Source organism: Comamonas antarctica (genome assembly GCF_013363755.1).
GTDB classification, from domain to species: domain Bacteria; phylum Pseudomonadota; class Gammaproteobacteria; order Burkholderiales; family Burkholderiaceae_C; genus Comamonas; species Comamonas antarctica.
Genome location: NZ_CP054842.1, coordinates 30,368 through 43,404, shown reverse-complemented (window position 1 = coordinate 43,404; position 13,037 = coordinate 30,368). Strand labels below are relative to the sequence as shown.

General features: G+C 61.0%; 12 protein-coding genes and 4 pseudogenes. 6 read left to right on the top strand and 10 right to left on the bottom strand.

Annotated elements, in window-relative coordinates; all coding sequences use genetic code 11:
- Positions 1 to 84 precede the first annotated feature (84 nt).
- The 3 genes and pseudogenes from HUK68_RS22470 to HUK68_RS22460 all read left to right on the top strand — a co-directional run.
- Complete coding sequence (locus HUK68_RS22470; RefSeq protein WP_175506598.1) at positions 85 to 606, top strand: hypothetical protein; 522 nt, start codon at positions 85 to 87, stop codon at positions 604 to 606.
- Positions 607 to 1,184: 578 nt separating this feature from the next.
- Complete coding sequence (locus tag HUK68_RS22465; RefSeq protein ID WP_175506502.1) at positions 1,185 to 1,895, top strand: hypothetical protein; 711 nt, start codon at positions 1,185 to 1,187, stop codon at positions 1,893 to 1,895.
- 114 nt (positions 1,896 to 2,009) lie between these two features.
- A pseudogene (locus HUK68_RS22460) lies at positions 2,010 to 2,170 on the top strand (IS5/IS1182 family transposase); the annotation flags it as partial.
- Positions 2,171 to 2,343: 173 nt separating this feature from the next.
- Here the strand turns inward: HUK68_RS22460 and tnpC are convergent.
- From tnpC to HUK68_RS23535, 4 genes and pseudogenes are all read right to left on the bottom strand, one after another.
- Positions 2,344 to 3,856: pseudogene (tnpC, locus tag HUK68_RS22455) on the bottom strand (IS66 family transposase).
- 65 nt (positions 3,857 to 3,921) lie between these two features.
- Complete coding sequence (tnpB, locus tag HUK68_RS22450) at positions 3,922 to 4,230, bottom strand: IS66 family insertion sequence element accessory protein TnpB (RefSeq protein WP_279614333.1); 309 nt, start codon at positions 4,228 to 4,230, stop codon at positions 3,922 to 3,924.
- Positions 4,231 to 4,250: 20 nt separating this feature from the next.
- A complete protein-coding gene (locus HUK68_RS22445; RefSeq protein ID WP_175506597.1) occupies positions 4,251 to 4,766 on the bottom strand; it encodes a transposase in 516 nt (171 codons plus the stop codon).
- A 76-nt stretch (positions 4,767 to 4,842) separates the two neighbouring features.
- Positions 4,843 to 5,498: pseudogene (locus tag HUK68_RS23535) on the bottom strand (IS3 family transposase); the annotation flags it as partial.
- Between the two features lie 215 nt (positions 5,499 to 5,713).
- Between HUK68_RS23535 and HUK68_RS22430 the strand changes: the two are divergent.
- A pseudogene (locus HUK68_RS22430) lies at positions 5,714 to 6,663 on the top strand (IS481 family transposase).
- Positions 6,664 to 6,833: 170 nt separating this feature from the next.
- On the opposite strand, the gene HUK68_RS22425 reads toward HUK68_RS22430, so the two are convergent.
- On the bottom strand, positions 6,834 to 7,745 hold the full coding sequence (locus tag HUK68_RS22425) for a LysR family transcriptional regulator (RefSeq protein ID WP_175506498.1): 912 nt from the start codon (positions 7,743 to 7,745) through the stop codon (positions 6,834 to 6,836).
- Between the two features lie 70 nt (positions 7,746 to 7,815).
- Between HUK68_RS22425 and HUK68_RS22420 the strand changes: the two genes are divergently transcribed.
- Entirely contained in the window at positions 7,816 to 8,355 is a 540-nt protein-coding gene (locus HUK68_RS22420; RefSeq protein WP_175506497.1) for a GNAT family N-acetyltransferase, read from the top strand.
- Between the two features lie 53 nt (positions 8,356 to 8,408).
- Positions 8,409 to 9,593, top strand: coding sequence for an MFS transporter (locus HUK68_RS22415; protein WP_244146438.1), 1,185 nt, complete (start codon positions 8,409 to 8,411; stop codon positions 9,591 to 9,593).
- A gap of 183 nt (positions 9,594 to 9,776) precedes the next feature.
- On the opposite strand, the gene HUK68_RS22410 is transcribed toward HUK68_RS22415, so the two are convergent.
- The 5 genes from HUK68_RS22410 to HUK68_RS22395 all read right to left on the bottom strand — a co-directional run bounded on the left by HUK68_RS22410 (position 9,777) and on the right by HUK68_RS22395 (position 12,992).
- The gene (locus HUK68_RS22410; protein WP_175506495.1) at positions 9,777 to 10,022 is read right to left on the bottom strand and encodes a hypothetical protein; all 246 of its coding nucleotides are present in this window, start codon (positions 10,020 to 10,022) and stop codon (positions 9,777 to 9,779) included.
- A gap of 204 nt (positions 10,023 to 10,226) precedes the next feature.
- On the bottom strand, positions 10,227 to 10,658 hold the full coding sequence (locus HUK68_RS22405; protein WP_175506494.1) for a hypothetical protein: 432 nt from the start codon (positions 10,656 to 10,658) through the stop codon (positions 10,227 to 10,229).
- A 157-nt stretch (positions 10,659 to 10,815) separates the two neighbouring features.
- A complete protein-coding gene (locus tag HUK68_RS23470; RefSeq protein WP_279614330.1) occupies positions 10,816 to 10,950 on the bottom strand; it encodes a hypothetical protein in 135 nt (44 codons plus the stop codon).
- A gap of 345 nt (positions 10,951 to 11,295) precedes the next feature.
- Positions 11,296 to 12,600, bottom strand: coding sequence for a Y-family DNA polymerase (locus tag HUK68_RS22400; RefSeq protein ID WP_175506493.1), 1,305 nt, complete (start codon positions 12,598 to 12,600; stop codon positions 11,296 to 11,298).
- 2 nt (positions 12,601 to 12,602) lie between these two features.
- Positions 12,603 to 12,992: a LexA family protein gene (locus tag HUK68_RS22395; protein WP_244146437.1), complete on the bottom strand. Its 390-nt coding sequence runs from the start codon at positions 12,990 to 12,992 to the stop codon at positions 12,603 to 12,605.
- Positions 12,993 to 13,037 lie beyond the last annotated feature (45 nt).

The following is a 13,037-nucleotide window of genomic DNA, read 5'->3' as shown; positions in this document are numbered from 1 at the left end:
GAATGGTCTGAGCAACGTTACAAAAATTGGTTCTATTTTAGCAAGGCGTGCATGCACTTAGAGCAACTCCGCCTACAGGCCATGATGGTCATCACCACGATGGTACTTTTCGTGGCGACGCTAGTCATCAATGAATGGCTGTGGACGCGCACTGAATTCGTTCGCGGGATCAACTGGATCTATCTGCCGGCGGGCGTCCGGCTGCTTAGCACCCTGCTGTTCGCGGAGGCGGGAGCTTTGGGCCTGCTGCTAGTGTCGTGGCTAGTTTCGTACTTCTATTTCTTTCCGAATGATTTGCTGCGGTCGTTTGCCGGCGGTATCCTGGCAACGCTTGCGCCTTACTCCATTTACCGATTTGCACAACACGCGTACGGTCTGCACGCTTCGCTGGCTAACCTCACGCCCAAACGCTTGCTAGTCTTGAGCGTTGCCTACTCGATCGCCAGTCCGCTGCTGCACCACCTCTGGTTTGCTTTGCAGGGACAGGACAACCTTGTTCAAGGCCTGATGATCATGTTCATCGGTGACTTGAGTGGCACCTTGTTGATGATTTACACGGTCAAGCTTGCCTTATCGCTGCCATCCGGTTCCCCTCGCATGCGCTGAAAAAACGCATCGCAAATCTACTTGCAACGGCATTTATTTCAAGTGTAAATTATGTTACCATGCGCAAAACGTTATAAATTTTATAACGTTTTGAGATGTACAAGGTTTTTGTATGTTCTTCACCTGTAAAAGTCAGTCAGCGATGCACGCCAGCGGATCGGTCGGTTCATCGAGTTTTCAAACACGCGCCGGCCCATTCCTCGTTTGGTAAGAACATCTCTCATGAGATCTGGTTCGCGTCGCCGCTGGCGATTAAACACGCAGCTGGAGCGGCCCGGTTCCACTTACCGTTTAACGATTTGAGTTCAGAAAAACGGGGGGCCCTCTGTTTACCCTTATAGGAGTGTTTTCATTTATGGCTCGAGAAAAGGTACCGTGTCCAAATTGTGGGGAGATCGCCTATCGTATCAAACGCAGATGGACTGATCGCGTTGTGAGTTTGTTCAAGCCCGTCAAGCGTTATCAGTGTAGTTTTTGCGACTGGGAAGACTTGATTTCGCGCGCGCCCAAGCCGACTGGTAAAAAATAATACCTGTTCCGTATCCTTGCCTATTGTGGCAATCAGTGGGGTGAATCCTGTGGCAAATGCCAAGTACAAGTTGCTGTCCTCCGATCAAGTAACAACGGCATGCGGCTCCAAGCTGCGGCGCATACGTGCGCTCACCCATATCCTGGCCCACCAAGTACAGCCTGGCGACTTAGGCGGCTACATCGAATCGGAAGACAATCTTTGCCCTTACGGAGATGCTTGGGTTGGAGGAAATGCCCTCGTCTACAACAACGCCCGAGTCCAGGACGGGGCCCTTATCACAGGCCACGCCGAGGCCTACAACAACGCACTCATCAAGGACTTCTCCACGATGTCTGGGCGCGCCACAATCAGAGGAAGGGCGCAGCTCCATGACGACGCGGTTCTGACAGGCTCGGCCACTGCGGAAGATGCAGCCATCATTTGCAATTCAGCAATGGCGACAGACGCGGCCATAGTGCGAGGCTCGGCGCGATTGAGTGGCAACGTGCGCCTCTTCAATCACGCTATCATTTATGAGCAGGCTCAGCTGCGAGGCAACACCTGGGTCTTCGACTTCGCGCGCATCGGTGGCCAGGCGCAGCTCTCCGAAAACGTCGTTGTGTGTGCCCACGCAAAAATATCGGGTAAGGCCACATTGTTCGGCAACGCCATCGTGTTCGGTGAAGCCCGCGTGAGCGGAGAAATCGTCCTGTGCGGGATGGTGTACATTGGTGGTGAGCGTGTGGTTGACGACAGTGACTGGCATGCGACACCCTAAGAGTCTGGGCGGCGAACGGGCGTCGAGAGTGCAAAGGCTTGCTAAATTACAGGCATGTCCGCAAGTAACCCGCAACAATGACGCCTGCTGCCAGACACCCTGTAAGACTGTCCGGGGCATCTGGCGTACTTCAGCAGAGACAGCCTGGATCTGGGCGCATTGCACGCTCGATATGTCAAGGGCGGGCGGTGCAACCAGCCCTTCCACCCGGCCATGATGGTCAAGGTGCTGATTGATGGCTATGCCGCGGGCACTTCCGCTCGCGCAAACTCGCTGCCACGTGAGATAGCCCCTTAATTCCTCTGGCCCGCCCTGTCGCCTATCTTTAGAGATAGGAATAGGACCGTGCATATGACTAGACATACGGAGTCGGTAGAGGTTGTCGTAACGGAGCAAAGTAAGCGCGCGGCGATCCCATGTTGACCGCAGCCGGCCACCCAGGTATTGATCAGGCGTTCGAGGCCTGCCAGCGATGCGGCAGCAATTCTTCGATCCGGCTGGCCCGGTGCGTGGGCAAGCGCGTGAGCACATCCCTCAGGTAGGCATAGGGGTCATGCCCGTTCATGCGCGCCGACTGCACCAGGCTCATCACCGCCGCCGCCCGCTGGCCCGCGCGCAGGCTGCCGGCGAACAGCCAATTGCTTCGGCCAATGGCGATCGGCCGGATCTGGTTCTCGATCCAGTTGTTGTCCACGGGCAATTGCCCATCGTCGATGAAGCGCGTCAGCGCAGTCCAGCGCCGCAGGCTGTAATCCAGCGCCTTGGCCGTGGCCGAGCTGTCGGGCAGTTTTTGCCGTTGCAGCAGCATCCACTCGTGCAGCGCCTCAAGCAATGGCTTGGTGTGCTGCTGCCGGATGGCCTGGCGCTGATCGGCGTTCAGGTCTTTGACCTCGCGCTCTATATCGTAGACCTTGGCGAACTGCTCCAGCGCGAACCCGGCAAGCTGGCTCTTGCTTGCCGCATGCAGGTCAAAGAATTTGCGCCGTGCATGCGCCAGGCAGCCGACCTCGGTCACGCCACTGGCTATCGAGGCCTTGTAGCCGGCGAAGTCGTCGCAGAGCAGCGCCCCCTTCCAGTCGCCCAGGAAGTGGCGCGCATGCTCGCCGGCTCTGGACTCGCAGAAGTCGTACACCACGGCTTTCATGTCTTCGAAGGCCCCTGCGGCGTAGGCCCAGAGGTAGGCACGGTGCGTCGCGCCCTTGTCAGGCTTGAGCATCTGCACCGGCGTTTCATCGGCGTGCAGTACGCGCCGGCCGAGCATCTGGGCCTTGAGCGCATCGACCAGCGGCTGCAGTCGCACTCCGCAGGTTCCGACCCACTGCGCCAGGGTGGAGCGGGGAATGGCCAGACCGGCGCGCGCAAAGATGCTTTCCTGACGGTATAGCGGCAGGTGGTCCGCGTACTTGGCCACCAGCACCTGGGCCAGCAGACCCGGTGGGGATGCCCTTGTCGATCACATGCGCTTCGACTGGCGCCTGGGTGATGGTTTCGCATCGTGCGCAGGCCCACTTGCCGCGGATGTGGCGCTCCACCGTGAACACGCCGGGCACATAGTCGAGCTTCTCGGCCACGTCTTCACCGATGCGCTTCATCGCACAGCCACAGGCGCAAGTGGTCGACGCGGGCTCGTGCCTGATCTCGCGGCGCGGCAGGTGGGCGGGCAGCGGCTGGCGTTTGGGTTGTTGTCTGGTCTCGGGGGCTGCCGCAGGCGGCTGGAGTTGCTCGATCTCGACGGCAACTGCCGCCAGGTCGGCCTCGATCTCGTCTTCGAGCAGGCTGCGTTGCTGGGCGTTGAAGCGTTCAGATTGCGCAGCGAACTTCATGCGCTTGAGCAGCGCGTTCTCGTGGATGAGTTTGGCGTTGATCGCCTGGCTGTGGCGCAGCTCTGTGAGCAGGCGCGTGGTCATCTCGCGCAACTGCTCAGCGCTCAGATCATCCAGGGATTGCGGCTGCATCAACATGGCAGACAGTGTGCCAAGGAAGGCACTGCTCTGTCATGCGCAGATCCACGGATTGCATACCAGCTTCAGACCACGGTGATGATGCTGGCGCTTCCCATGCGTTGCCAGGGCAGGCCCAGCACCAGGGCGTCAAGCTGGGCAGGCTCCAGCGGCCACTGTTCATTGCCAGGTGCTGGCCAGACGAACTTGCCTTGGTGCAGGCGCCGAGCTGCCAGCCAGATACCGATACCGTCGTGCACCAGCACCTTGATGCGGTTGGCGCGTTTGTTGGCGAATAGATAGGCGTGATGGGGGTAGGCAGCGCCAAACACACTGACCACCCGGGCCAGGGCCGTGTCGGTGCCGGCGCGCATGTCCAGCGGAGCTGTGGCCAGTCAGGCGGAGTCGATACGGATCATTGCCGCAGCACCTGCAACAGACTCTGCAATGCGCGAGAACACTCGGCAGCGGCGGCCACTGGCCAATTCACCGTCACGCGGGTGCCATGGTGGCAGCATTCGATGCGGATGTCTGTGCAGTCAGCTTGTGCACCCGCAGCCTTGGACTCCATCACCGGGGAGCCCAGTGCCATCGCGATGAAGGCAGGTACGGCACTGGCATGTGGCCCATGTGCTGGGGCGCTAACAGGCTGTGCGTGGATCACGGGCGCAGCAGCAGCATCGTCGCAGTGTGCAGCGACGTCGCACACAACAGCGGGCGCCAGATCGCCTGCGATCTGGCGCTGGCACAGACGATGCTCCTTAAGCCAGCGATGCAGCACATTGGCATTCATGCCATGTTCACGCGCTGTGGCAGCAATCAATGCGCCGGGCTGCAGGCACGCGGCGACCAGTTCAGCCTTGAACTGCGGCGTATAGGTGCGGCGCGTGCGCGGCACAGAGTAACGAGGGGATTGAGAATCTTTGAGCATCGTGTACACGGTGGTTTCGTGGACACGATGTTGCTCAAAGAGTTGTTCAGCATAAAGATGGGATTACCGGACGGATACGCTGGAGGTGGTTTGGCGCTAATTGGTTCTCTTGCCTGCGTGCAGCGATGTCACCTGGAAGGCGGCGACGCTTGCGCCTGGCCTGCAGCTTGGCCAACTTCATCAGGCGTGCCACGCGGTTGATGCCGCAGTGCTCGCCTGCGGCTCTGAGGTCGTGCCATACCCGCGGGCTACCGTAGGTGCCGTCGCTGAGCTCGAAGCTCTCCCGAATACTGCGTGTGAGCCTCGCGTCGGTCTGACTTTGCGCGCTGGCAGGCCTGCCAAACCATTCGTAGAACCCGCTGGCCGAGACGTTCAGCGCCCGGCACATAGCCCGCGTGGACCATACGTCCCGATGGCGAACGATAAAGGCGTACTTCACTGCGGGTCCCTTGCAAAGTAGCCGAGCGCTTTTTTTAAGATATCGCGCTCCGTGGTGACCCGCCGCAGCTCTCGCTGAAGACCTTCAAGCTCAGATGCCGACTCGCTGCGCAGCGGCTTGTTGGCCCGCATGTCCATGACTCCGTCCTGCTCCTGGCTGACCCAGCGGCGTAGCACGCTCTGCTCGATACCCAGGTCTCTAGCAATGTGCGTGACCATCGCACCCGGCTGCTTGACCAGCTTCACCGCTTCCCGCTTGAACTCATCTGTAAACGTTCTTCTTGTCCTTGGCATGTTCGCCTCCTAAACACATCATGTCATCCAATGTGTCCGGGAAACTGGGGGAAGCCCACAGAGACGATAAAGATCATTACTCGAGACCAGCGCGGACTGCGCTGATCGACCGCCTAGATGTGAAGTTCCAATAGGTTGTATCCGGTGTTCATCCGGATTGGATTTGAGAGACTGGAAGTCGCCAAACACCCAATCCACTCAGGAAGACCAACCGGATGAACACCCATAAGCATGCCCGACTTACCTTCGCCCGGCGACTGGAGATGGTTAAACAGATGACTTTGCTCGGCGTTGATGCTGTGCAGGCAGCAGCCGCACACGGCGTCACCGCGCCCACAGCCCGCAAGTGGCTTGGCCGCTACCTCGCTGGTGGCGAGCCGCATTGGCTGATGCATCTTCCAGACCGGCGCACTCGCCCAGGTCCATTGAGCCGGGCAAAGCATTGCTCATCGTGGAGCTACGCAAGCGGCGCATGTTGCAAGCGCGCATTGCGCGCAGCGTAGGCGTCTCGGAGTCCACCGTCAGCCGTGTGCTCGCACGGGCGGGGCTGTCAAAGTTAAGTGACTTGCAGCCCGCCGAGCCCGTGGTGCGCTACGAGCACGAGGCGCCCGGCGACCTGCTGCACATCGACACCAAGAAGCTCGGCCGTATCGTGCGGCCCAGCCACCGCGTCACAGGCAACCGCAGGGATTGTGTTGAGGGTGCTGGCTGGGAGACGCTGTTCGTGGCGATTGACGACCATGCCAGGTTGGCATTTACTGCAATGCATCCCGACGAAAAGATGGAGCAAGCCATCTTGTTCCTGCGCAACGCAGTGGCTTACTACGCCAGTCTGGGGATTACCGTGCGGCGTCTGCTCACGGACAACGGCCCTGCGTTCCGCTCACGCCAGTTCCGCTTGGCTTGTGACGAGCTCGGCGTTAAGCACCGCTTCACGCGGCCTTACAGGCCGCAGACCAACGGCAAGGCGGAGCGCTTCATCCAGTCTGCGCTGCGCGAATGGGCCTATGGCTGGACGTACCAGAACTCAGCGCACCGCACGCTTGCCTTGGCAAGTTGGCAGCACCACTACAACTGGCACCGGCCTCACAGCGGCATCGGAGGCATCGCACCGATGGCCAGACTCGACGTCTCGAGAAACAACCTCTTGACGCTTCACACCTAGCCAGCCCAGACAAGCATCCACATCTTCCTCAATCGCCTTGCTGCGAAACATCGAGGCACGGGCTGAACATGCGGCAAGCCGCATGCCGCGATTGCCTATTGACGATGCGTTCGGCTTGGCAAAATCATCCCCTGCTCTCTCGCTAATGTCTCCCGGTGCTTGATGCCAACTTAGGCTGATGCTTGCTTCAAGGGCTGCGCTGAACTTGCCAAAATGGCGTTGATCAACACCTGCATGCCGCGTGTCAGCGGCTTGTCCTGACGCACCACTATGCCCAGCTCTCGAGACAGCAGGGGCTTGAGAGGCCGGATCTGCAGCCGTTGGCGATCCGCTTCGCGCAAGGCCATCGATGGCAGGATGCTGCAACCCAGTCCCGCTGCGACCATTTCCTTGATGGCCTCGATGCTGCCCAACTCCATGGTGGGTCGAATGCGCAGGCCGTTGGTCAGCAACCAGGAGTCCACCAGTTGCCGGGTGTTGGTGCCCGGCTCGAACTGAACCAACGGCAGCTCCAGCAAATCGTTGGGCCGCACGGTCTGGGGCATGGGCTTGGCGTCGGCAGCGCACACCACCACAAAGGCGTCGCGCAGCGCTTTGGTGACTGCCAATGCACGACTGGTCACTGGCAAGGTCACCAAGGCCAAGTCCAGCGCGTTCAGTTCAACCCGGCGCACGATGTCATCGGTGTTGCCGGTAGACACCACCACATGCAATGCGGGATAGGCCTGGCCAATGCGCTGCAGCAAGGGCGGCAGCAAGTGCAGGCAGGCGGTCGCGCCCGTGCCCAGCCTTACCGTGCCATGCAGGCCTTTGGTGTGCTGTGAGACGGCCTCGGCTGCGCGGGTGCCGGCTTCCAGCAAGCTTCGGGCATGACCGCCCAGCGTGACGCCTGCAGCGGTCGCTGCCAGCGAACGGCCGACCCGCTCGATCAGCCTTACACCCGTCTTGCGCTCAAGTTCACGCATCTGTGCACTCACGGCGGGCTGGCTGACGCCCAGATGCTGGGCAGCGACGGAAAAGCTGCCGGTATCCAAGACCAGGATGAATGCCCGCAACTGGTCGAACGTAAAAGGCAGATCCATAATTTTTCTTATACATAGAAGAATCTTTGACAGCTTCCTTTATCCAGCGCCCGGCGTCAACATGTGGTCCATGCAAATCACCCACGCACTTCCCCGCCAACATCCGCTCACCATCGAGCAGGCCCAAGCCGAACACATGGCCGCGGTCACTGGCATCTACGCGCATTACGTGCTCAACGCCGTTTGCACCATGGAGGAGATACCGCCCAGCGTGGCCGAGATGCATGAGCGCCACGCAGACCTGCGGCGCGAAGGCCTGCCTTGGCTGGTGGCATTGAGCGGGGCGGAGGTGCTGGGCTACGCCTACGCCGGGCGCTACCGGCCACGCGCTGGCTACCACGGCACGGCAGAAACCTCGATCTACGTCCACCCCGCGCAGCATGGGCGCGGTGTGGGACAGGCCTTGTTGGCTTCGCTGGTCGGGGAATGCGAATCCATGAAATTGCGGCAGTTGGTGGCCGTGATCGTCGACGGCGCGGACACCACCGGATCGGTCAGGTTGCACCAACGCTTTGGCTTCCGGCAAGTGGGAGTGTTCGCGCAGGTCGGCCGAAAGTTCGGCCGCGATGTCGATACCTTGCTGCTGCAGCGCAGCGTGGCGGCCGCGTGATGCCGGCGGATGCGCCGCGTCCGGGCTGGTTGCTACTGCTGTGCACCACAAGGATGTTCCAGGCCACGATTGCCACCGTCTGGGCCGGCGTGATGCCGCGCGTGATGGAGGACTGGGCGCTTTCTGCCTCCAGCGCTGGCTTGGTGCAAAGCGCCTGGTATGTGGGTTATCTGGTCTCGCTTTTTAGCGTCGGCTTCATTGCCGATCGCATCGGGCCGCGTCGCGTGTTTCTGGCAAGCAGCCTGCTGACGGCCGTGGCGGCAAGCATTTTTGCACTGGTTGCGCAGGGTCCCTTGTCCGCGGCACTGCTTTATGGACTCACCGGATTGTGCGCCGGAGGCTGCTACAGCCCGGGACTGCAACTGCTTGCCAACAACGCCACGTTGCAGCGCCGCGGCAAGGCCATGGGGGCTTTCATCGGTGCGTCGTCGCTTGGCTATGGGCTGTCACTGATGACCGTAGCGCTGCTGGCAAACACGCTGCACTGGCGCAGCATTCTGCTGGTGGTGGCCGGCATGGTGGCGGTTGGCGCGGTATTGACGGTCTGGGCACTGGAGCGGATGCGGGCCGACCCGCTTCGTGATCCAGCAGCCGCGGCCGTGCCCATGCAGCTCGCACTCGCCGAGACGCTGCGCGACCGACCTGCCATGGCAGGCAACTGGGCCTATGCCGCGCACTGCTGGGAATTGATGGCACTCTGGGCCTGGCTTCCCGCCTACCTGGCATTTGCCGCACAGGGCAGCGGCCTGTCATCGGCGCAGGGCATTGGTCTGGCGGCCATGGCCCATTTGGCAAGCGTCGTGGGCAGCGTGTTGGGCGGTGCCGCCTCCGACCGCCATGGCCGGGTGCGCGTAATGCTGGCTGCCAGCGCCGCCAGCCTGCTGTGCTCGTTCACTTTTGGCTGGCTGTGGGCCGCCCCGCTATGGGTGTTGGCCGGGTTCGCTGCCATCTACAACTTGTGCGCCATTGCCGATTCATCGGTTTATTCGACGGCCCTGGCAGACGTGGTTCCGGCCCACCGCCTGGGCGCTGCTTACTCGGTAAGGTCGGTGATGGGGTTTGGTGCCGGAGCCATCAGTCCCTGGGTATTCGGGGCCGTATTGGACTGGGGTCAAGCCCAGCTTGCATTGCCTGGCAGTGCGTGGGGATGGGCATGGAGCAGCGTGGGCTTGGGAGCCCTGCTGGGCCCGCTCATGATTCTGCAGTTCCACCGGCTGACCCGGAAGGCACTTGCATGAAGGACGTTCGTGCGTTGACAATGACCCCTTGCTCCATGCCTTGCCTTCACCATGGAGTCAAAGACAAACGCTGCAGGCAGTTGGGCAATGGTTCTGAAAGGCCTGCCGAACATCGTCGAATTCCATAATTTGGGTGGTTCGTTGCGCCTGTCCGGCCGGTTCATGGAAGCTTTATTGCGGTGGCTAGGGGCGTATCCATGACCGACTCGTCGAACTGGCGGCGAAATTGCAGTGTTCTTTGGCCATCTTGGCGACGGGGCCTGCCAGTGCGTGGCCAATGGCACGGCGATAGATGGCGAAGTATTCAACGTCCGGTAGCTCCGGCTCCACCTTGAGCCGCACCAGCTGCTTGTGCTTGAGTTCGGGCGTGTAGTAACCGACCGGCAGTTGGGCAACTGCAATGCCGGTGCGCGCCATTTCGCCCAGCACCGCAAAGCCATCGCCTGCACCAGATTACGCAGCGGGAAACCGGCGCGAGTGAACCACGCGCTTTGCGGCTGCACGTGGATGGTGTCGGGAATTTGGCTGGCAGTCGGGCATTCCAACGGCTCCTCCACCGAAAGAACTCGCCGCGGTATTTCCAGCTTGGGACTGGCCATCCATTCACGCTCCAAGGTGCCCAGGGGTAAGTCGTCAAAAACCGCCCGTCACATGGGTCCAGGGAGCAAGGCCAGGTCGTGTTTTCCTCATCTCATCAAGGATTGCGCCACCGTTGAATGAGAATCCCGTGAAGATGCCGGACTCGACGTCATTTTGCAGGGACGACAGGTGATGAAAAGGGCGCCAGTCCGCCTCGAAGATGCGCTTGCCACGGCGCGCCTTGGCTCCAGGCCTGTTCCAAAGAATGATTCGGTCGCAGTGCTCGCGCACTAGCGGCAGGAAACAGTCGAGCAGCGCTTGCCAGGCGTCGGGCATCAGGTAAGGATGCGCCTCATAGTAAGGAAAGTAGCTTGTCAGCCGAAAAACCGGGCTGGCCTCGCCATGCAGTGCGCCACCGGGCATGAGGATCGGATCGTCATTCCACGTTGTGTGAGTTTCCTGGAGACTGTCAGTTTGCGCATGCACAGATTCTTCCGCTCAGCATACCGCCGCCGATCTATGGCGGCGTCATGCGAAGAACTGTAGCGTTTGCCAACCACCACAGTGGTTTCGTGAGACCTGGCGTCATGATTTGCTGACTTGAGCACGAAAGCTTGCTCCGATCAGCCGCAAATGTGGCTTGTCATGCGCCATCCGCACCACTTATTTCTGTATCCAGCTGAGCGCGCAGCGAGGCCAGCACACGCTGCATCGCCTCGATATCTTTAACTTCGATATCCGTAACCAGCCGGTTCACCCAGGGTGCCTTCAGCGCCATGGCCCGGTCGCGCAGTGTGGGCCGCTTGTTAACGCGCCTCTTGCGAGAGCTGGGGGTCGGCGGCAAGCCGTTGAAGCACCTCATCTGAAATGAACTGGCAGTGGCGCATGTGATCCTTCCGTTGGATGGGCGGGCATACCGGCCGGATATGCAGCGTACGGCTGCAGGCTCCACTGCCGCTGCAGCCACCCACAGCAATGATGCGAAATGCCTTGTAATGCTAGGTCGCGGGATCCAGCTATCGGTTGAGTACCCTCGTCAACGCGGATGATTTGTTGGAGGGATCTCTGGCCTGGCTTGAATCCGCAACTCGGCTTTACTCAGTCACGTGACGATGTGTCGATATCACGCGCGCGCAATCGGCACCTCGTCCAGCACCGTCGTGTACCGCGGTGTTCGGCGTTCCTGTTTCATCCGCCAATCCGACACAGCTTTCTCCGCATTGCCGGTGCTTGCCACATGCACCGTGGCCTTGCCCCAACGTCCATTGATTCGGTCCATCACCTCCATCAGCGGGCTTTGATCACGCACCGAACCCGGCGCGGCAAAATCCAAGGCCTGCTGCTCGACCCCTTTGGCGGCCAGATCCAGCAGCATCACTCCCGCCTTGGCCAGTTGGTAGCCGGGTGCATAGATCGAACGTACGCCCGCAACGGCCGCGCCCACCAGCACCTTGGTGTCGCAGGAAGGCGGCTCAAGGTGGATGGTGGCCGTGCGGTAAAAGCGCGGCCCTGGCCGAAACGGCGAGGTATGGGCAAAGACCTGCAGCGCGCCGGCGCGCTGGCCACCGGCGCGCAGTTTTTCCGCTGCGCGCGTGGCGAACTCGCTCACCGCCTCGATCAGCGGCGGCAAGTCCGTGATGGCCTGGCCAAAGCTGCGCGTACTGGCGATCTGTTTCTTTGGCGGCGGCGCCTGTTCCAGGCTGATGCAGCTCAGGCCCTGGAGTTCGAGCACGGTGCGCTCGAGCACCACGCTCCACTCCCGCCTGGCCTTGGTGGCCGGCATATGGGCCACGTCCCACGCCGTCAGGATGCCCTGCTCCGACAGCTGAGCCGCAATCCTGCGACCAATGCCCCAGACCTCGGAGGCCAGCGTCCGGTGGAGCACATCCTGCTGCGCCGCCGCCGACATTTCCGCCCAGTTGCAGACCTGGGCGAATTCCTTGGGGTAGCTCCCCGGTTTGCGTTCGGCATCCTTGGCCACGTGGTTGCACAACTTGGCCAGGGTCTTGGTGGGCGCCAGGCCCACGCAGGTTGGAATGCTGGTCCACCGGTAGATGCGCGAGCGAATGGCCCAGGCGCGTTGCGTGAGGTCGCGCATGCCCTCCAGGTCACCGACATAGCTCTCGTCGATGGAATAGATCTCCTGCAGCGGGCCCAGGCCGGCGGCCAGCGTCATCATCCGGTCACTGATATCGCCGTAGAGCTCGAAATTTGCCGACAGGCAGACCAGCCCAGCGCTCTGCTCCAGATGGCGGATCTCGAAATGGGGCTGGCCCATCTTGACGCCCAGCGCCTTGGCCTCGTCCGACCGGGCAATGGCGCAGCCATCGTTATTAGACAGCACGACCACGGGCAGGCCGCGCAGCGAGGGGCGAAACGCGCGCTCGCACGACACATAGAAATTGTTGCCGTCGATCAGCGCAAACATGATTACCGGGAAAAGCGTTTCACGCAGGCCGTGACCACACCCCAGATTTCCAGCGTCTGGCCGTCGCGTGGAACGATGTCGGGATAGGTGCGGTTGCCCGCCTTGAGGCGAAAAATGCCATTGACCTGGTGCAGCAGCTTCACCGTGAATTCACTGTCCAAAATCGCCACCACGATGCAGCCATGGCGCGCAGTGAGCGCGCGATCCACCACGATCAAATCGCCATCGTCTATGCCATATTCGATCATCGAGGGGCCGGCCACGCGCAGCAAATAGGTCGCTTGTGGATGCTCCACCAGGATTTCCGACAGGTCCAGGCGTCTGCCGCTGAAGTCTTCGGCGGGGGAGGGAAAACCAGCGCGCACCGAGCAATCTGCCCATGGCAATGCCATGGGAGATGCCATCCAGGGGATGGGTTGACCGGTAAATGCAATAAC